The following is a 19,876-nucleotide window of genomic DNA, read 5'->3' as shown; positions in this document are numbered from 1 at the left end:
GTCCCGGCACCACCACCGCACCGCCACCGACCGCGTCAGCGCTGCACCGGCGCGGTCACGACAGAGGGGAAGTCCACCGTGCCTGACATCGAGCGCACGCTCGTCCTGGTGAAGCCCGACGGCGTCGCCCGCGGCCTGGTCGGCGAGGTCCTCGGCCGCATCGAGCGCAAGGGCCTGTCACTGGCCGCCCTGGAGTACCGCGTCGCTCCCGCCGAGGTCGCCCAGGCGCACTACGCCGAGCACGAGGGCAAGCCCTTCTACGCCGGGCTGGTCGACTTCATCACCGGCGGCCCGCTGGTCGCCGCCGTCGTCGAGGGGCCGCGCGCCATCAGCGCCTTCCGCCAGCTCGCCGGCGGCACCGACCCCGTCGAGAAGGCCACCCCGGGGACCATCCGCGGTGACTTCGCGCTGGAGGTCCAGTTCAACATCGTGCACGGCTCCGACTCGCCCGAGTCCGCAGCGCGCGAGATCGGCCTCTGGTTCCCGAACCTGTGAGCGCCCCCGACGACTCCTTCGTCAACGGCGCCGTCGTCGACGCCGACACCGCGCCCCGCCCGGACGGCGAGATCGTCGCCCGCCGGGTGGGGCCGGGCGCGCGCCCGGCCCCGGTCGGGGAGCGCACCACCACACTCGCCGCCGACAACCACCTCGCGGCCGCCCTGCTCACGCTCTGGCAGCGGGTGTCCGACGCCGACGGCGCCGTCGGGTTCGAACCCGGGACGCCGCGGAGTGAGATCGCCCCCGCGGTGACCGAGGCGATCAACGGACTGCGGGCCGGTACCCGGCACGCGGTCGTGCTCACCGCGGGCAACGACCTGGTCGGCGTCGCCTTCCTGGTGCGCCGGCCGTCGAAGATCCAGCGGCATCTCGGCGAGGTCGTCTCGTTGATGGTGGACCCGGACCGGCAGGGCTCCGGTCTCGGGCGCCGGTTGGTGTTGGAGATCGCCCGGTTGGCCTCCGAGATCGGGGTCGACACGCTGCTGCTGGGGGCGCGCGACCGCGAGGAGCTGCACGCCTTCTACCGGGCGACCGGGTTCGTGGAGTACGGCCGGTTGCCCGACGCGGTGCGGTTGGCCGACGGCAGCTCCTTCGACGAGGTCCGCTACCGGCGGGTGCTGGCCGGCTGAGTCGGTGTGCCGTCCCGGCGGTCGTCGGGCCTCCGGTGCCGGGGTGGCGCACGCGGCGCCGGACGGCGGGCCGGTCGTGCGTCGCGGGAGGGGCGCGCCGGATCCGCAACCCGGCTCGCGTGTCTGCGCGGCGCCCCGAACCGCATCGTGCCGCGCCTCTCAAGGGTGCCGCGGGTCCGCAGGGTGCCGCGGGTCTGCCTGACGGCTCGGGTCGGCATGGTGCCGCCGGTCTTCGGGGTGCCGCGGGCGTGCTTGATGCCGCGGGTCGGCAGGGTGCCGCCGGTCTTCGGGGTGCCGCGGGCGTGCTTGATGCCGCGGGTTGGCAGGGTGCCGCCGGTCTTCGGGGTGCCGTGGCTCTGCCTGATGCCGCGGGTCCGCATGGTGCCGCCGGTCTTCGGGGTGCCGCGGGCGTGCCTGATGCCGCGGGTCCGCAGGGTGCCGCCGGTCTCCGGGGTGCCGCGGGTCTGCCTGCTGCCGCGGGTCGGCCTCATGCCGCCGGTCTCCGGGATGTCGCGGGTCCGCCTGATGCCGAGGGTCCGCAGGGTGCCGCGGGGTCTGACCGAGCCGCGGGCCTGTCGACCTGACGCGTCACCACCGGCGGCGGACCTGAGGTCCGCGACGACGCCGGTGCCGGTGACGGACGCCCGCAGCCGTGTCCCGGCCGGGGCCGACGCCGGTCTGTGGGATACTGGCCTCGGCAGCTGATCCCGGATCTCCGGACGGCCGCCAGGCCAGGTCGGTGCGAGGCACGACGATGCACGAGGCGAGTGAGACTCCTCGGGTGCTCGGTGCCTGGAGCTGATCGGCCGCACCCACACCACGAGACTTCCCGCAGTGCGTGCACTGCGGACATAGCTGATCCGAGGTCACCGAGCGGCGCACCCTGCGGGGATCGCGCCCGGTGACCCGGGAGGGACAACTTCAATGACCGATTTTTCCGCCACCGGTAGTGCCGACGCCGCGCTGGCCGCTCAACTCGACGCGCTTCCCGCGAGGTCGCGGGTGCACGAGGTCGCCAAGCGCTTCGGTGTCGCCTCCCGGCTGCTGCTCCAGGCGCTCACCGAGAACGGCGCCACCCTCACCTCGTCGTCCGCGTCGGTCGACGCGGCAGCCGCCCGGGCGGCGTTGACCGCGCTGCACGCCAGCGGCCGGCTGGTCGTCACGATCGACCCCGCCCCGGCGACCCCCGCCGCCGGACCCGTCGACAGCGTCGACGCGGTGGAAGCCGTCGTCGCCGACGCGATCGCGGTCGCCGACGCCGAGGCTCCGCCCGCCGCCGAGGCCGTGGCCGCACCTGTGGCCGTGGAACCCGCCCCCTGGGCGCCGCTGTTCGCCGAGCCGGACGTGGCCGCCGCACCCGCCCGTCCCGCGCGGCGTCGGGCTTCCCGGCCTGCGGCGCCCCCGTCGGTCGCCGCGCCCGCTGCGGTCGACCCCGCTCCGGTGGCCGAGGCCGCTCCGGTTGCCGAGGCTCCGCGGGCCGCCGCGACCGTCCCCGCGACACCCGCGGCTCCCGACGCCGAGACCGCCGCGTCCGATGACGCCCTGTACGCCGACCTGCCCACCCGGATGCGCGTCCACGAGCTGGCCAAGCGGGCCGGCGTCAGCGCCAAGACGCTGATCGCGCTGCTCACCGAGCAGGGGGTGGTGGCCAAGTCCCCGAATTCCGTGCTCGCCCGCGACGTCGCCGTCCAGGCTCTGCGCGCGATGTCCGCTCCGGCCGACGACACCACCGAGCCGGCTCCGGTGACGGTGTCGGAGACAGCGGATGCCTCCGACGCCGGTGAGCCCGCCGACGACGACGCGCGCGAGGAAGGTGGCCGGGGCCGCCGCCGTCGCGGTCGCCGTGGTCGCAGCCGCACCGGCGACCGCGCCCAGGACACCGCCGAGACCGATGACGCCGACGACACCGCCGAGTCCGATCTCGACGGTGCTGTGACCCCTGCCGACGTCGTGCCGGCCGGTGACTCCACCACCGACTCCGACAGTGCCGATTCCGACGGTGCGGACACCGACGAGGACGAGGACGACGCCGACCAGAGCGAGACCGGCGACGCCGACGGCGGCGACGCCGGCGGTACGCGGAGTGGCCGTCGCCGTCGTCGTCGTGGCGGTCGCGGTGGGGACCGTGCCGCGTCCGACGGTGGCGAGGGCGTCGACGACGCCGACGGTGCCCGTGGGACCGACGGGGCCGACGGTGCCCGCACCGACGACGAGGAGAACGAGGACGACAGCGAGGGCGACCAGGACGGCGACACCGCCGGTTCCGGTTCCTCGCGCCGCCGCCGGCGTCGCCGTCGCGGCGGCTCCGACGACGCCGGCCGGCCCGACGACCCCGCCGACACCGTGGTCCACGTCCGCGACACGCGGGAGGCCCGCAGCGCCGAGTCCGAGGTGCAGGGCGTCCGCGGCTCGACCCGTCTCGAGGCCAAGCGGCAGCGCCGCCGGGACTCCCTGCAGACGCGCCGCCGGCCGCAGATCCTCACCGAGGCCGAGTTCCTGGCGCGCCGTGAGTCCGTGCACCGGGTGATGGCCGTCCGGCAGCGCAACGACCTCACCCAGGTCGCGGTGCTGGAGGACAACGTGCTCGTCGAGCACTTCGTCTCCCGCGCCGGGTCGGCGTCGATGATCGGCAACGTCTACCTGGGCCGCGTGCAGAACGTGCTGCCGTCGATGGAGGCCGCCTTCGTCGACATCGGCAAGGGCCGCAACGCCGTGCTGTACGCCGGTGAGGTGAACTGGGAGGCCGCCGGCCTGGCCGGCAAGTCCCGCCGCATCGAGTCCGCGCTGAGCAGCGGCGACACCGTGCTGGTGCAGGTCTCCAAGGACCCGGTCGGACACAAGGGTGCCCGGCTGACCACCCAGATCTCGCTGCCGGGCCGCTTCCTGGTCTACGTGCCGGCGGGCGGGGCGACCGGCATCTCGCGCAAGCTGCCCGACACCGAGCGCAAGCGACTCAAGGGCATCCTCGACCGCATCGTCCCCGACGACGCGGGCGTCATCATCCGCACCGCCGCCGAGGGCGTCTCCGAGGAGGAGCTGGCCCGCGACGTCGAGCGGTTGAAGGCGCAGTGGGAGCAGATCCAGGCCGCGGCGTCGCAGCAGACGCAGGGCGCCCAGGCCAAGCAGCTCTACAGCGAGCCGGACACCCTGATCAAGGTCATCCGTGACCTGTTCAACTCCGACATCAGCGAGCTGATCATCGACGGCGACGACAGCGACCACGGCATCTGGGACTCGCTGTCGTCCTACGTCAACGCGGTCGCCCCGGAACTCGCGCCGCGGTTGCACCGCTACGACGGCGCCACCGACGTCTTCGCCGCGCACCGCATCGACGAGCAGATCGCCAAGGCGCTGGAGCGCAAGGTGTTCCTGCCGTCCGGCGGGTCGCTGGTCATCGACCGCACCGAGGCGATGACCGTCGTCGACGTCAACACCGGCAAGTACACCGGGTCCGGGGGCAACCTCGAGGAGACCGTCACGAAGAACAACCTCGAGGCGGCCGAGGAGGTCGTGCGGCAGCTGCGGCTGCGCGACATCGGCGGCATCATCGTCGTGGACTTCATCGACATGGTCCTGGAGTCCAACCGCGAGCTGGTGCTGCGTCGGCTCACCGAGTGCCTGGGGCGCGATCGCACGCGCCACCAGGTCGCCGAGGTGACGTCGCTGGGCCTGGTCCAGATGACCCGCAAGAAGATGGGCACCGGTCTGGTCGAGGCCTTCTCGGAGCCGTGCGCACACTGCCACGGACGCGGCATCGTGCTGCGTGACGTGCCGGTCGATCCCACGGCCGCCGAGGTCGTCGAAGCGCCCGCCGACCGCTCGTCGGGTCGCCGCAACCGTGGCAACGCCCGGCCGGCCCGTGAGGTCGTCGCCGAGGTCGAGCCGGTCACGCCGGTGGTCGCCACCCCGCGCCGCGATCCCCGCGGCCCGAAGCCGCCGGAGCTCGGCGCCGCCGTCGCGCGCACCGCCGAGGACCCCGTCAACGAGCTGTCGTCGTCGCTGCTGGCCGAGCTCAACGGTCGCGCCGGCGAGCCGGCGGAGGGGGCGGCCGACTTCGCTCCCGAACACGACGCGACCCCGGTCGACCCCGACCTGTTGACCGCCCTCCTGCCGGCCGTGGACGCCGACGGAGGGGCCGACGCCGGGGACGGTCAGGCCGACGCCGGCGACGACACCCGTGAGGGTGGCGCTCCGCGCCGCCGCCGCCGCGGCGGCCGCGGACGGAGTCGTCGCGAGCGCGCCGAGCAGGACGCCGGCGGTGCCGACGGGACGCGCGACGCCGACGGCTCGGACGACGCCGACGACGAGGGTGTGAGCCCGGACGACGCCGTCGTCACCGACCTCGACGAGCCGAGCACCGTCGACGCCGGTGCCGACGAGGTGGAGGCGGACCAGCTCGACCTGTTGCCCGCCCTGGACATCGCCCCGGCGACGGACGCCGCCGACGAGGTACTGGACCCGGCGGACGCGATGTCGGAGGTTCCGGTTCCCGACGGGATCGAGACCGACGGTGCCGACCCTGACGTCGACGCGGACGCGGACGCGGACGCCGACGTCGACCTCGACGCTGTGTCCGTCGTCGAGGCCGACACCGGTGCCGCCGCCGCGACGGGTGAGGGCGGGGCCACCGTCGCCGGTACCGCCGACGCCGACCCGGCGGTCGACCCGACTCCGGCGCCCGCTGCGGTCCAGCCGGAACCGGCGCCCGCGCCGGCGGCGCGTCCGCGACGTCGGCGGGCGGCCAGCCGTCCGGCCGGCCCGCCCGCGGTGTGATGCGGGCGAGCTGGTTTGCTCCGACCCGGTCCGGCCGAGTACTCTGAATTGTCGGCCGTCGGAACTTCGGCGGCCTTTACTGTGACCAGTTGCCCTCGGCGGTCGTCGGGGCCGGACCGGTCGGCAGCACACGTGATCAAGCTGATCGCCCACGGCGCTCAGCACTGAAGGTAAGACTCCTAGGAAGGCGCGGCCGCGATGTACGCGATCGTTAAGACCGGCGGCAAGCAGTACAAGGTTGCCGAAGGTGATGTCATCGAGGTCGAGAAGCTCGACGGCAGGCCCGGCACCGCGGTGGACCTCCCCGCGCTGCTCGTGGTGGACGGCGCCGACGTGACGGCGGATGTCGCCGCGCTCGGCAAGGTCTCCGTCGCCGGCGAGATCGTCGCCGCCACCAAGGGCCCGAAGATCATCATCCACAAGTTCAAGAACAAGACCGGGTACCACAAGCGGCAGGGCCACCGCCAGCCGCTGGTGAAGGTCCGGGTTACCAGCATCACCGTCGGCTGAGGGTAGGCGAGAAACATGGCACACAAGAAGGGTGCGTCCAGTTCCAAGAACGGGCGCGATTCCAATGCTCAGCGGCTGGGCGTCAAGCGCTTCGGCGGCCAGGTCGTGAGCGCGGGCGAGATCCTCGTCCGTCAGCGCGGCACCAAGTTCCACCCCGGCGTCGGTGTCGGCATCGGCAAGGACGACACCCTGTTCGCGCTCAGCGCGGGCGCGGTCGAGTTCGGCATCAAGCGCGGTCGCAAGACCGTCAACATCGTGATTCCGGCTGCGGCGGACGTCGTCGAGCCGGTGGCGGCGCAGGCCTGACCAGCCGCCACGTGCACACTCCCTAGCGAGGGGCGGGTCCGGGAATCTCCGGATCCCGCCCCTCGTTCGGTTTGTGCGGTCGTACCGCCCGGATGTGCCGGGCGTGGTGAAGGAGTACAGCTGTGGCCAGATTCGTCGACCGGACCGTTCTGCACCTGCAGGCCGGTGACGGCGGTAACGGTTGTGCGTCCGTGCACCGCGAGAAGTTCAAGCCCCTCGGTGGACCCGACGGCGGCAACGGCGGCAACGGCGGTGACGTGACCCTCGTCGTCGACCCGAGCGTGCACACCCTGCTCGACTTCCACTTCCACCCCCATGCCAAGGCCGGCAGTGGCAAGCCCGGCGCGGGCGATCTGCGCAACGGCGCCCAGGGCGAGTCGCTGGTGCTGCGGGTCCCCGACGGCACGGTGGTGCTCAGCGAGGACGGCGAGATCCTGGCCGACCTGGTCGGTGCCGGGGCGCAGTTCGTCGCCGCCCACGGCGGCCGGGGTGGGCTCGGCAACGCCGCGCTGGCGTCGCGCAGCCGCAAGGCCCCCGGGTTCGCCCTACTCGGCGAGCCCGGTGAAAGCGCCGACGTCGTCCTGGAGTTGAAGTCCGTCGCCGACGTGGGTCTGCTCGGGTTCCCGTCGGCCGGTAAGTCGTCGCTGGTCTCAGTGCTGTCCGCGGCGAAGCCCAAGATCGCCGACTACCCGTTCACCACCCTGCAGCCGAACCTGGGTGTCGTGACCGCCGGTGCCGAGGTCTTCACCATCGCCGACGTCCCGGGCCTGATCCCGGGGGCCAGTCAGGGCCGCGGTCTCGGCCTGGAGTTCCTGCGCCACATCGAACGCTGCGCCGTGCTGGTGCACGTGGTGGACTGCGCGACGTTCGAATCGGGCCGCGATCCGGAGTCCGACATCGCCGCGCTGGAGAAGGAGCTGGCCGAGTACATCCCGTCGCTGGCCACCGACTTCGAGGCCAAGCCGCGGCTGGTCGTGCTGAACAAGATGGACGTCCCCCAGGCCCGCGAGCTCGCCGAGCTGGTCGCTCCCGACCTGCGGGCGGCCGGCTACCGGGTCTACGAGGTCTCCACGGCCACCCACGAGGGGCTCCGCGAGCTGACCTACGCCCTGGCCGAGGTCGTGCAGGCCGACCGCGCCGACCGGCCCACCCAGGTAGGTGAACGGATCGTGCTGCGGCCCAAGGCCGTGGACGAGACGCATTTCAGCGTCGAGCCCGACCCCGAGGAGGTGGGCGGCTACATCATCCGCGGCACCCGCCCCGAGCGCTGGATCCGGCAGACCGACTTCAGCAACGACGAGGCGGTGGGGTATCTGGCCGACCGGCTCGCCCGGCTCGGCGTGGAGGAGAAGCTCGCCAAGCTCGGTGCGCAGCCCGGCGCGCCGGTCACCATCGGTGCGGTCACCTTCGACTGGGAGCCGACGACCCTCGCGGGTGTGGAGCTGACCCGCACCGGGCGCGGCACCGATCTGCGGCTGGAGACCAACGAACGCGTCGGCGCCGCCGAGCGCAAGGCCATGCACCGGCTGCGCCGCGGCCTGGAGGTCGCGGACGACGATCTGGACGACGCCGACATCGACCGCCTGCGCGCGCAGCTCGCGGCAGAGCTGGGGGAGTGAGTCGACGGTGGGCGGCACGGCTGATCTGACGGTGGCCACGGACGGTGCCTCGGCATCGCGGGTGGCGCCGGTTCCGGCCGCCCGCACGGCGATCGCCGCCGCCCGGACCATCGTGGTCAAGGTCGGCTCGTCGTCCATCACCACCTCGGCCGGCGGCCTCGACCGCGACCGCCTCGACCACCTCGTGGACGCCCTGGCCGCCCGTCGGCTGACCGGGTCGCACGTCGTCCTGGTGTCCTCGGGTGCCATCGCCGCCGGCCTCGCGCCCCTGGGGCTCTCCCGCCGGCCCCGCGACCTCGCCACCCAGCAGGCCGCGGCCGCCGTCGGCCAGCAGTTGCTCGCCGAGCAGTACGCCGGTTCGTTCGCCCGGTACGGATCGACCGTCGGACAGGTCCTGCTCACCTCCGACGACGTGGTCCGCCGCGCGCACTACCGCAACGCCCAGCGCACCCTGGCCAAGCTGCTGCACTTCGGTGTCGTGCCCGTCGTCAACGAGAACGACACCGTCGCGACCCACGAGATCCGCTTCGGTGACAACGACCGGCTGGCCGCGCTGGTCGCCCATCTCGTCGGGGCCGACGCGCTGGTGCTGCTGTCCGACGTCGACGCCCTCTACACCGGCGATCCGCGGCTCCCGGAGTCGGAGCGGATCACCGAGGTCGACGACCTCACGACCCTGACCGGCGTCCGCATCGCCGATTCTTCCAGCGATGTGGGTACCGGCGGGATGGCGTCGAAGCTGACGGCCGCGCTGACCGCGACGGGCGCCGGGATCCCGGTGCTGCTCGCGTCCGCGGTCGACGCGGCCGCCGCCCTGGCGGTGACCGGCCCGGTCGTCGGCACCGCGTTCGCCGCGTCGCCGCGCCGCACCACCTCCCGGCTGTTCTGGCTGCGCCACGCCGCCACCTCGGCCGGCTCCATCTCACTCGACGCGGGTGCCGTCGCCGCGGTCACCCAGCGCCGCAAGTCGCTGCTGCCCGCCGGCATCACCGGCTACAGCGGCGATTTCGAGTCCGGTGACGTCGTGGACCTGCTGGGTCCGGACGACCGGATCGTCGCCCGGGGTTTCGTCGGTCACGACGCCGCCGAACTCCCGGGCATCATCGGCCGGTCGCTGGGCGACCTCCCGCCCGAACACCGCCGCGAGGTCGTGCACGCCGACGATCTGGTCGCCACATGAGCCGCCCCACCGCAGGAGCCGTCCCTCAGGAGGAAGCCGTCGTGACCGTCTCCCTGGAGAACCCGCCACCGGTCGACAGGTCCGCTCCTGAAGCGGTGACGGCCGAGGACGTCCTCGCCGCGGCGCGCCGGGCCCGGGCCGCCTCGCACCGGGTCGCGCTGCTGTCGACCGCGACGAAGAACGCCGTGCTGCAGGCGATGGCCGCCGCACTGCGGACCCACACCCCGGAGATCCTGCAGGCCAACGCCGCCGACATCCGCGCCGCCGAGAACGCGGGCACCCCGGACAATCTCATCGACCGGCTCCGTCTCACGAAGGCCCGCGTCGAGGCGATGGCCGTGGGCCTGGAGGAGCTCGTCGCGCTGCCCGACCCGGTCGGCGGCACGGTCCGCGGTTCGGTGCTGCCCAACGGGTTGTCGCTGCAGCAGGTACGCGTCCCTCTCGGGGTCGTCGCCATCATCTACGAAGCCCGCCCCAACGTCACCGCCGACGCCGCGGGGATCGCGCTGAAGTCCGGGAACGCGGTGCTGTTGCGGGGTTCCGGTTCGGCGTACCACTCCAACGCCGCGCTGGTGACGGTCCTGTCGGCGGCCGGTGCCGCGGCCGGACTGCCCGACGACGCGGTGCAGCTGGTTCCCGGGGTCGACCGCGCCTCGGTGCGGCACCTGATGACCGCCCGCGGACTCGTCGACGTCATCATCCCGCGGGGCGGCGCCGGCCTGATCCGTGCCGTGGTCGAGGGCTCGACGGTGCCGGTGATCGAGACCGGGGTGGGCAACGTCCACGTCTACGTCGACGCGGCGGCCGACCTCGACATGGCCGAGACCATCCTGCTGAACTCCAAGACCCGTCGCACCAGCGTCTGCAACGCGGCCGAGACCCTGCTCGTCCACGCCGATGTCGCCGCCGTCGCGGTGCCGCGGCTGATCGGGGCCCTCCAGCGCGCCGGGGTCACCGTGCACGCCGACGACGCGGTCGCCGCACTCGCCGACGGAACCGTCCCGGCCACCGCGGACGACTGGGACACCGAATTCCTCTCGATGGACATCGCCGCCGCCGTGGTCGACTCGCTGGACGGCGCGCTGTCCCACATCGCAGCGCACTCCACCGGTCACACCGAGGCCATCGTCACCGGCGATCTCGTCGCCGCCCAGCGATTCACCCGCGAGGTCGACGCCGCCGCCGTGATGGTGAACGCCTCGACGGCGTTCACCGACGGCGGTCAGTTCGGCTTCGGCGCCGAGATCGGCATCTCGACGCAGAAGCTGCACGCCCGGGGACCCATGGGGCTCGCCGAGTTGACCAGCACCAAGTACGTGGTCACCGGCAGCGGCCAGATCCGGGAGAGTTCGTGACCGGGGCCGCGCCGCGGCGGTCCGGTACCGACGGCGTCCGCCGCCGGATCGGCGTCATGGGTGGCACCTTCGACCCCATCCACCACGGTCACCTGGTGGCGGCCAGCGAGGTCGCCGACCGCTTCCACCTCGACGAGGTCGTGTTCGTCCCGACCGGCCAGCCCTGGCAGAAGAAGGGCGTCAGCCCGGCCGAGCACCGCTACCTGATGACGGTGATCGCCACCGCCGCCAACCCGCAGTTCACGGTGTCCCGGGTGGACATCGACCGGCCGGGGCCGACGTACACGGTCGACACCCTCACCGACCTGCAGGCGGCCGAGCCCGACGCCGAGTGGTTCTTCATCACCGGTGCCGACGCGTTGGCCGCCATCGTGTCGTGGAAGAACGTCGACGACCTGTTCGCGCTGGCGCACTTCATCGGGGTCACCCGCCCCGGATACACCCTCCCCGAACTCGATCTGCTCAAGCTGCCCGAGGGACGGGTGACGCTCATCGAGGTGCCCGCGCTGGCCATCTCGTCCACCGACTGCCGCTCGCGTGTCGAGCGCGGCATGCCCGTCTGGTACCTGGTTCCCGACGGGGTCGTCCAGTACATCGTCAAACACCGCCTGTACCAACCCGTTTCCGCACAACCGCAACACGACCACGGCAGCCCGACGGTGACCCACCAGGTTCACCGCGCGGCCGTCGTGGTCCCTGGAGGAGCAACATGAGTGCCACCGAAACCGCCCGGCAGATGGCCATCCTGGCCGCGCAGGGGGCGGCCGACAAGCAGGGCCAGAACATCGTCGTCATCGACGTGTCCGACCGGCTCGCCATCACCGACTGCTTCGTGATCGCCTCCGGCGCGAACGACCGGCAGGTCGGCGCCATCGTCGACGCCGTCGAGGAGAAGCTCCGCGCCGCCGGTCACAAGCCGGCCCGGCGGGAGGGTCAGCGTGACGGCCGCTGGGTCCTGTTGGACTACGTCGACGTCGTCGTCCACGTCCAGCACACCGAGGAGCGGGTGTTCTACGCGCTGGAACGGCTGTGGCGGGACTGCCCCACCTTCACCTTCACCGACGATCCCGACCAGCCGGCGATGACCGCCGAGGACCTGCTCGCGCCGGCCGGTGCCGCGGCCGTCACCGTGCCCGCCGTCGGTGAGGCCGGTGAAGCCGGTGAGACGCCGTCGACCGACGAGGTGCCGCTGGGGCATTCGTGACCCTGGAGTCGCTGATCCTGCTCCGCCACGGCCAGACCGACTGGAACGTCCAGCTGCGGATGCAGGGTCACACCGACATCCCGCTGAACGCGGTCGGGCGGGCGCAGGCGGCGGCCGCGGCACCGTCGGTGGCCGCGCTGCGGCCCGAGGTCATCGTCTCCTCCGACCTGTCCCGCGCCCGCGAGACGGCGGGGCAGGTGGCTCAGCACACCGGGCTGCCGGTGGCCGTCGACAAGCGCCTGCGGGAGACGAACCTCGGGAAATGGGAGAGTCTGACCCGTACCGAGCTCGAGTCCGGGTGGCCGCAGCTCTGGCAGCAGTGGCGCTCGACCGCGGCCCACACCCGGCCGCCGGGCGGTGAGTCACGGTGGGAGGTCGCCCGGCGCGGCAGCGAGGTGGTGACGGAGCTCGACGCGGGCCCGCACCGGACCGCGTTGCTGGTCGCGCACGGTGGGCTCATCGTCGGCCTCACCGGGTACCTGCTGGAACTACCGGATTCGATGTGGAACCGGCTGATCGGCCTGAACAACTGCCACTGGGTGGTCCTGCACCGGCGCCTCGGCCACTGGTCGTTGCACTCCTACAACGCCGGGCTCGGCGGCGTGGTCATCCCCGGCAACGAGGACGAGGTCCCCGGCGCCTGAGGGGCGTGACGGGGCGAGGGCATGACGGATCCACCTGTGCTGCCGGTGTCACCGGGGCTCTGCGGCTCCTGCCTGCTGGCGGTGGTCAGGCCGACCACGCGAGGCACCGTCTACCTGCGCTGCACGGCCCCCGGGCTGCCGAAGTACCCCGACCTCCCGGTGCGCCGCTGTCCGGAGTTCCGGCCCGCCTGACGGTGGAGTGGCGCGGACCCGGTACCGCCTCGGGACGGGCGGTGCGGCTGCGGGTCCGGGTGCGTCCTCGCCGGGCTCAGGTGCCGGATCGGTGGTCGACGATCCGGTCGTGGGGTCCGGCCGCGCCGTCGACACGACCGACGGCGTGTGCGGCGACACGCCGGTCGAGCCCTCGACGCGACGATGAGGTGTCCACACCGCACGACGTGTCCTCACCCCGACGTCATCGTCGACCCCGGCTCGGGACCCCGTCCTAGGGTCGCCGCATGGCTGACCATCCGGATCCCACCCGTCGGTTGCGCCCGCTGCAGGAGTCGCGGGCGCGGCGGCGTGCCCTTCCGGGTTCGGACTGGGAGCCCTCCCGGTCCGGTGTCGGGACCACCGGTGCGGCGCCGGCCGTCATGTCGCCACCGGAGCTGCCGTCGCTGCACGCCGGCGGGTGGGTGCCCTCCTTCGCGGACGACTCCGATGTCGGTGTGGCCCACTCCGTGGCGGTCGACGGGCCGGCGGAACGGGCGCCCTGGCCGGGTCCGGACGACGGAGCCGGTGACGACGGGCCGCGCCCGGGGCGCCGGCACCGTCGGTCACCGGGGAGCGCGGCGACGCGCGGTACCGGCAGCCGGACGGCGGCGGCGGGTCACCGGCGGGGACACCGACGCGACGGCGATGCGCCCACCGGCTTCCGCGCCGGTGCCGATGCCGATGCCGATGCCGATGCCGGGGCCTACGACGTCGAGGCCGACGACGGCGATTCCGACGAACTGGACGACGTGCGCCGGGACGGGCCGCCGTGGGCGGGGCTGGTGGCCGCCGGCCGCCGGCCGTGGGCACGGTGGCGCGAGCGCTGGGTACCCGACGGCACCGGTCCGCGCCTCGACCCCGGTCGGCGGGGGAGTGCCGTCATCTCCGTCGTGGCCGTCGCCGCGGTGCTCGCAGCGGCCCTCGGTCTGGTGCCCGGCCGGGGCACCGTGGTCGGGCCGTCCACGGTCGCGGTCGTCGGGAGCGCCGATTCGGTGGCCGGGACGCCCCGGGCCGTCACCGCCGACGGAACGACCCCTGCGCAGCCGGAGGTGCCGTCGGACGGAGGATCGCCGCAGGGCGACGGAACACCGTCGGTCGGGACGTCGACGCCTGGGTCGTCGACGCCGGCCGCCTCGGGTCCGACCGCCGTCCCGACCGAGATCGTCGTCGCGGTCACCGGTGGTGTCCGGCAGCCGGGGGTGGTCACCCTCGTCCCGGGAGCCAGGGTGGCCGATGCCATCGCCGCCGCGGGCGGCGTCGTCGACGGGACCGACTACACCGGCCTCAATCTCGCCGCCAAGCTGGCCGACGGCGACTCGATCGTGGTGGGTGGCGCAGGGCAGGGTGTGCGTTCCGGCTCGGGGTCCGCGGCGCCCGCCGGCGCCGCTCCAGGCGGCAGCAGCGGTGCAGTGCAGGCGTCGGGTGAGACCGGTTCGACGACAGTCGATCTCAACACGGCCGATCAGGCCACCCTCGAGACACTGCCCGGCGTCGGACCGGTGATGGCCGGCAACATCATCGCCTGGCGCACCGCGAACGGCGGGTTCACCAGGGTCGACGACCTCCGCGAGATCACCGGGATCGGACCGGCCCGGTACGCCACCTTGGCGCCGCTGGTCAGGGTCGGGTGAACCCCGCAGACCCCGGCGCGAGCCGCGACCGGGGTCGCGGGCGTGCACGGGGCCGTCGGTGGCTGCCCGACGACGAGACGGCGGCACCGCTGGACCTGCGGTTGGTGCCCGCGGCCGCGACGGTGTGGGCGGGGTGCCTGGTCGCGCTGTGGGCGGGCCCGCACACCGGCACCGTCGTCGCGATCGTGGGGGCCGCTGCCGCGCTGTTGATGCTCACCGGCCTGGCGGCGCGCCGGGACCTCCGGCGGCGTCGATGGTGCGCGGGGACACTGGCGGCACTCATCTGCCTGGCCGCCGCAGCAGGGGGCACGGTTCTACGTACCACTGAGATCCGGTCGACGGCGGCGTTCGCCGCGTCGGAGACGGGGACGCGCGGTGTCGCGGTCGTGGAGGTCACGTCGGACCCGGTCCGCCTGGACGCCGGCCCCGGCGGTACGGAGCGGTACCTGATCCGCGGTGTGCTGACCGAGATCGCCACCGGTCCGGCGACGCTCACCGGTCCGGTACCGGTCACGGTGTTCGTGGACGGTTCCGTCGGCTCCCCGGTTCCGGGCCAGACGCTGTCCGTCGCCGGACGGCTCGGCCCCGACGTGTTCACCAGCTGGCCGACGGTCTCGTTACAGGCCACCGAGGAGCCGGCGGTGCGTGCGGCGCCGCCGTGGTGGCAGCAGGCCGGCGCCGACTTCCGTTCCCGGTTCTCCGCTGTCGCCTCGACGACCGGCGGGGCGGCCGCGGGCCTGCTGCCCGGCATCGTGCTCGGTGATCGGACCGGCATTCCCCCGGCCCTGACCCAGGACGCCAAGATCACCGGGCTCACCCACCTGCTCGCCGTATCGGGTTCACACTTCGTGATCCTGTGCGGTGTCGTGCTTCTCGCGCTGCGCCGGTTCGGGCCGCGCGCTGCCGCCGTGGGCGGGCTGCTCTTCGCCGTGGCGTTGATCGTCGTCGTGCGGCCGAGCCCGTCCGTGCTCCGGGCCGCATTGATGGGCGGACTGACCCTGCTGGCGCTCCTGGCCGGCCGGAACCGGTCGACCGTGCCGGCTCTGGCCGCTGCCGTCGTCGTCCTGCTCCTGGCCGATCCGGCGCTCGCCGAAGACGCCGGCTTCGCGTTGTCCGTGCAGGCGACGGCGGCGATCGTGGTGGTGGCACCCCGCTGGACCGCCGGGCTCGAGCGCCGTGGCTGGCCTCCCGGCTGGGCCAACCTGCTCACCGTGCCCGCGGTCGCCCAGCTCGGCACGATGCCGGTGATCGCCGGCCTCAGCGGGAGCGTCTCGGTGTGGGCGCTCCCCGCGAACATGCTCGCCTCCTTCGCGGTGCCGGTGGCCCTGATCCTCGGAGCGGTCGCGGCGCTGCTCACCGGTTGGTGGGACGGCGCGGCATCCCTGGTCGTCCAGCTCGCGGCACCGGCGGCCGACTGGATCGCCTTCTGCGCGCACTGGGTGGCGGGCTGGCCCTACGCGGTGCTGCCGTGGACGTCCGAGCCGGTGGGCGTCCTGGCGCTCGGAGTGCTGGTGGTGGGGGTTCCACTGGCGTTGACGGCGCCGCGGCTGCGGGCCGCCGCGACGGCAGTGGTGCTCCTGGCGGTCGCGACCCTCGTTCCGGTGACGGTGATCTCGGGCGGATGGCCGCCGCCGGGGTGGGCCGCCGTCGGGTGCGAGGTGGGCCAGGGCGACGGTTTCGTCGTCGCCACCGGGGTGCCCGGCGAAGCGGTGGTCATCGACACCGGACCGGAGGCCAGCGTGATGGACCGTTGCCTGGACCGCCTGGACATCGACCGGGTGCCGCTGGTCATCCTGACCCACCTGCACGCCGATCACATCGACGGGTTCGAGGGCGTCCTGGACGGGCGGACGGTCGACCGGGTCGGGGTGGGCCCGGGGCGCGAGCCGGCCACCGCCTGGACGCCGGTGCTGGCGCAGGCGGCCGACGCGGGGGTCCCCGTCGCGGAGCTCACCCTGGGCACCCACCTGTCGATCGGTGGGCTCGGGCTCACCGTGCTGGGGCCGGACCGTTCCCGGGTGTCGTCGTTCCTCGGCCCCAACGACCAGTCGCTGGTGGTGATGATCGAGACCGGGACGGCGCGGATGCTGTTCACCGGCGACATCGAGGACGACGGCCAACGGGCACTCGTCCGGTCCGGGCAGGACCTGCGAGCCGATGTCCTCAAGATCCCGCACCACGGATCCGCGAACCTGCGACCCGACTTCATGGCCGCGGTACGGGCCCGCATCGTGCTCGTCGGGGTGGGGGCGGACAACGACTTCGGTCATCCGACGGCCTTCGCGCTGCAGCTCGCCGAGCGGTCCGGAGCCGTTCTGGTGCTTCGCACCGACACCGGTGGGGACGTCGCGGTCACCCAGGTCGATGGCGTGCTGGCCGGGCACAGCCGAGGTGCGTCGGTGATCCGGGCGCACGCCGCAGGACGCCGCAGAATCCGGACGAGGCCGGGGCTGCTCTCACGCTTCGGACGGACGGAGCCGCGCCGGACGGAACCGGCTGGGATTAGAGTTCCGGGTAGGCGGCGAGCTCCGCCCTCGCTTCGGCCAGTTCACGGGCGAGCCGATCGGCGCGTTCCTGCGCCTGCCGGCGGTGCTCGGCCAGAGCGCCGGCGACGAACTGCTCCACCTCGGGCTGACCCAGCCCGGTGACCAGCGTCCAGGCCTGCGCCGGGTGCACCGGAGTCGGCTTCACCACGGTGCGGCTGCCGACGGTGACCTGCACGCTCCAACCGGTGTGGTCGGGTTCGGTGGTGGACAGGACGACGGCGATCGGCTGCCGCTTCGTGCGATCGCCGCGTCGGGGGGCCGTGCGCGGCGTCGCGGCGCCGGCCGTCGGTGATGCGGCGGACGCGGCCGGGGTCGACACGGTCGCTGCCTCCGTCGGTCGTGGTGTGCCCGCGCTGCCGCGGCGACGGGACGGGGCGGTGGACGCGGTGGCGGCCGCCGGCAGGTGTGACGCCGGTTCCATGGCATCCGGGACCGGTGCCACTACGGCGGACACCGCACGGGGAGCCGGCGCTTCTTCTGCAGCACTCACCGGCGTGGCCGGCCGTGTGTTGCCGACGGACGCCGACATCGCCGTGGAAGGGGCCACCGGGCCCGATTCGGGGGTCGCGGTGGACGCCGCTGTGGCGGCGGACAGGGAACCGGCCGACGTACCCGGCCGGCCGGCCGGGGTGGACGCCGGTGTCGCCGCGGACGTGGACCCGAGCGACGGGCTAGGCCGGGCGGTCGGGGCAGACGCCGATGTCCTTGCGGACGGGGACCAGGCCGGCGTACCCGTCTCGGCGGCCGCGGCCGCGGCCGACCCGGCCGACCCGGCCGGAGAGGCCGACACGCCCGACCGCGCCCGTGAACCCGCCCTCGCCGGGGACCCCGCCCTCGCCGGTGACCCCGCCCTCGCCGGTGACCCCGCCCTCGCTGGTGACTCCGCCCCGGGTGGCGATACCGCCCCGGGTGGCGACCCCGCCGCAGCCGTCGACCGGTCCACCCCGGGGGGTGCGGATGTCGCCGGAACCAGGGTCAACGCGGTCGCGGCGCGCGCCGGTCGTGCAGCGGCCCGGGGTGCCCGCCGGGACACCGGTCGTGCCAACGGTTCCGGGGCGGACTGTCCCCGCCGCAGCGGGCTGAGGTCCCCCGGCGCGAACGGCACCACGTCCTTCGCACCACCGACGACGAGTTCGACCTGGATGAACTCGGGACCGTCGGTCTCCGGGACGCCGATGCTCCGGACCCGCCCGGCGGTGCCTTCGGGGAACTGTCCGGTCGGCAGGACGCCGACCCGCACGGTCCGCCCGGCCTGGACCGCCGTCCGCAGGGTGTCCAGATCAAGCGGCGGGTAGGTGGGCGCAGCGCCGGCCATGGTGGCCTCCTTCGTCAGTGACCGCACCTTACCGCGATACGGACACCTGTTCGATCCTCTGGATCAGGGTGTCGAGGTCCTGCGCGTCGTTGTAGTAGTGCACGGAGGCCCGCACCCGGGCCCGCGGCAGCGTCGCGCCGGGCGCGACCGCCCCCGGCAACGGCCGGGTGACGCTGGTGTTGACGCCCCGGGCGGCCAGATCGCGCTGCACCGACGCGGAGTCGAGGTCTGCCACGGTGAAGGTGATGATGCCGCACTGGTCGACGCCCACCCGGTCCAGGCGCACACCGTCGATGCCGGCGAGGCGGTCCCGCAGCTCGTCGGCCACCGACCGGATCCGCTGCTCGATCGCCGTCGAGCCCCATCCGAGCGCGTAGTCGATCGCGGCGCCCAGGCCCAGTACGGTCGCGATGCTGCGCTCGAACGACTCGAAACGGCGGGCGTCGTCGCGCATCCGGACGGAGTCCGGACGGTCCCAACTGGCGCTGTACATGTCCAACGACGGCGGTTCGAGGTCGTCCAGCCGGTCCCGGCGGACGTACAGGAACCCGGTCCCGCGCGGGCCCCGGAGGAACTTGCGCCCGGTCGCGGTCAGCATGTCGCAGCCGAGCGCATCGACGTCGATAGCCAACTGTCCGACGGCCTGGCAGCCGTCGACCAGCAGCGGCACCCCGGCGGCTCGGCACAGCGCGCCCGCCGCCGCGATCGGGTTGACCAGACCCGAATCGGTCGGGATGTACGTCAGTGCCACCAGTCTCACGTCGGACGCCAACCGGCGCTCCAGGTCCGCGAGGTCCAGTTGGCCGGTCGTGTCGTCGTCCACCAGCTCGACGACGACCCCGGAACGGTGGGCGGCCTGCACCATCGCGACCGCGTGACCGGGGTAGCGTGCCCGGTCCACCAGGACCCGGTCGCCGGCTGCCAACCGGAAGCCGTGGAACGCGATGTCCCACGCCTGGGTGGCGCTCCCGACGACGGCGATCTCGTCGGCGTGCGCCCCGATCAGCGCTGCGGCGCTCGCGTGGACCGCCTCGCTGCGCTCGCCGGCCGCCATCGCCGCCTCGTAGCCACCGATCTGCTCCTCCGACTGCAGGTGCGCGATGACGGCGTCGGTCACCTGCCGTGGCGGCAGTGACGCACCGGCGTTGTTGAAGTGCGCCACCCCCGCGCAGCCGCGGGTGTCGGCGCGGGCGGCGGCCACATCGATTCCTGTCCCGCCGAGGGTGGTGTCCTGCCCGTTCACGGGCGGGGCGGACGACGGGCCGGTGCCGGCGGTGACCATGCGGCCACCCTAGCCAGCGGCCGGGCCCACGGACGCAGGTGGCCCGGGGCCGTTCATCCGGGGCTCATCGCACCCGGACTGCCGTCGCCCCCCGGCTGTCGCCGTGGGTGGGTCCGAGCTCGGCACGCTCCCGGCTCACCGCATCTGGACCGCCGCCCCGCCGCCGCCGTG

At 73.8% G+C, this 19,876-nt stretch carries 16 protein-coding genes; 14 read left to right on the top strand and 2 right to left on the bottom strand.

The window, feature by feature from the left end:
- Nucleotides 1-87: 87 nt before the first annotated feature.
- On the top strand, nt 88-495 hold the full coding sequence (gene ndk, locus DB033_RS08375; RefSeq protein WP_111767340.1) for a nucleoside-diphosphate kinase: 408 nt from the start codon (nt 88-90) through the stop codon (nt 493-495).
- Complete coding sequence (locus DB033_RS08370; RefSeq protein WP_157970579.1) at nt 492-1,127, top strand: GNAT family N-acetyltransferase; 636 nt, start codon at nt 492-494, stop codon at nt 1,125-1,127. Before ndk ends, DB033_RS08370 begins: the two co-directional genes overlap by 4 nt.
- Here the strand turns inward: DB033_RS08370 and DB033_RS08365 are convergent.
- Nucleotides 1,103-1,618, bottom strand: coding sequence for a hypothetical protein (locus DB033_RS08365; protein WP_111766278.1), 516 nt, complete (start codon nt 1,616-1,618; stop codon nt 1,103-1,105). The genes DB033_RS08370 and DB033_RS08365 overlap by 25 nt on opposite strands.
- A 433-nt stretch (nt 1,619-2,051) precedes the next feature.
- Between DB033_RS08365 and DB033_RS08360 the strand changes: the two genes are divergently transcribed.
- From DB033_RS08360 to DB033_RS08310, 12 genes are all read left to right on the top strand, one after another.
- Nucleotides 2,052-5,900: a translation initiation factor IF-2 N-terminal domain-containing protein gene (locus DB033_RS08360; protein ID WP_240615796.1), complete on the top strand. Its 3,849-nt coding sequence runs from the start codon at nt 2,052-2,054 to the stop codon at nt 5,898-5,900.
- Nucleotides 5,901-6,098: 198 nt separating this feature from the next.
- Nucleotides 6,099-6,410, top strand: a complete 312-nt coding sequence (gene rplU, locus DB033_RS08355; protein ID WP_111766277.1) for a 50S ribosomal protein L21 — start codon at nt 6,099-6,101, stop codon at nt 6,408-6,410.
- 15 nt (nt 6,411-6,425) lie between these two features.
- Nucleotides 6,426-6,716 (top strand): 50S ribosomal protein L27, encoded by a 291-nt coding sequence (rpmA, locus tag DB033_RS08350; RefSeq protein WP_111766276.1) that lies wholly within the window; start codon nt 6,426-6,428, stop codon nt 6,714-6,716.
- Nucleotides 6,717-6,838: 122 nt separating this feature from the next.
- Entirely contained in the window at nt 6,839-8,335 is a 1,497-nt protein-coding gene (gene obgE, locus DB033_RS08345) for a GTPase ObgE (protein ID WP_111766275.1), read from the top strand.
- 61 nt (nt 8,336-8,396) lie between these two features.
- The gene (gene proB / locus DB033_RS08340; RefSeq protein WP_111767338.1) at nt 8,397-9,515 is read left to right on the top strand and encodes a glutamate 5-kinase; all 1,119 of its coding nucleotides are present in this window, start codon (nt 8,397-8,399) and stop codon (nt 9,513-9,515) included.
- A 53-nt stretch (nt 9,516-9,568) separates the two neighbouring features.
- Nucleotides 9,569-10,870 carry a glutamate-5-semialdehyde dehydrogenase gene (locus DB033_RS08335; protein WP_420814052.1) on the top strand — a complete coding sequence of 434 codons (1,302 nt, stop codon included), beginning with the start codon at nt 9,569-9,571 and terminating at the stop codon, nt 10,868-10,870.
- Nucleotides 10,867-11,583: a nicotinate-nucleotide adenylyltransferase gene (gene nadD, locus DB033_RS08330; protein ID WP_240615793.1), complete on the top strand. Its 717-nt coding sequence runs from the start codon at nt 10,867-10,869 to the stop codon at nt 11,581-11,583. Before DB033_RS08335 ends, nadD begins: the two co-directional genes overlap by 4 nt.
- Complete coding sequence (gene rsfS, locus DB033_RS08325; RefSeq protein WP_111766273.1) at nt 11,580-12,074, top strand: ribosome silencing factor; 495 nt, start codon at nt 11,580-11,582, stop codon at nt 12,072-12,074. The genes nadD and rsfS overlap by 4 nt, the downstream gene beginning before the upstream one ends.
- Entirely contained in the window at nt 12,071-12,718 is a 648-nt protein-coding gene (locus DB033_RS08320) for a histidine phosphatase family protein (protein ID WP_111766272.1), read from the top strand. Before rsfS ends, DB033_RS08320 begins: the two co-directional genes overlap by 4 nt.
- A 21-nt stretch (nt 12,719-12,739) precedes the next feature.
- The gene (locus DB033_RS20620) at nt 12,740-12,910 is read left to right on the top strand and encodes a hypothetical protein (protein ID WP_157970578.1); all 171 of its coding nucleotides are present in this window, start codon (nt 12,740-12,742) and stop codon (nt 12,908-12,910) included.
- Nucleotides 12,911-13,176: 266 nt separating this feature from the next.
- Nucleotides 13,177-14,562: a ComEA family DNA-binding protein gene (locus tag DB033_RS08315; RefSeq protein WP_111766271.1), complete on the top strand. Its 1,386-nt coding sequence runs from the start codon at nt 13,177-13,179 to the stop codon at nt 14,560-14,562.
- Complete coding sequence (locus DB033_RS08310; RefSeq protein WP_111766270.1) at nt 14,559-17,210, top strand: ComEC/Rec2 family competence protein; 2,652 nt, start codon at nt 14,559-14,561, stop codon at nt 17,208-17,210. Before DB033_RS08315 ends, DB033_RS08310 begins: the two co-directional genes overlap by 4 nt.
- A 1,241-nt stretch (nt 17,211-18,451) precedes the next feature.
- On the opposite strand, the gene DB033_RS08300 is transcribed toward DB033_RS08310, so the two are convergent.
- A complete protein-coding gene (locus DB033_RS08300) occupies nt 18,452-19,705 on the bottom strand; it encodes an aminotransferase class V-fold PLP-dependent enzyme (RefSeq protein ID WP_111766268.1) in 1,254 nt (417 codons plus the stop codon).
- Nucleotides 19,706-19,876 lie beyond the last annotated feature (171 nt).

The organism is Nakamurella deserti (assembly GCF_003260015.1).
GTDB lineage: Bacteria > Actinomycetota > Actinomycetes > Mycobacteriales > Nakamurellaceae > Nakamurella > Nakamurella deserti.
This window is presented reverse-complemented; position numbering and strand designations above follow the sequence as displayed.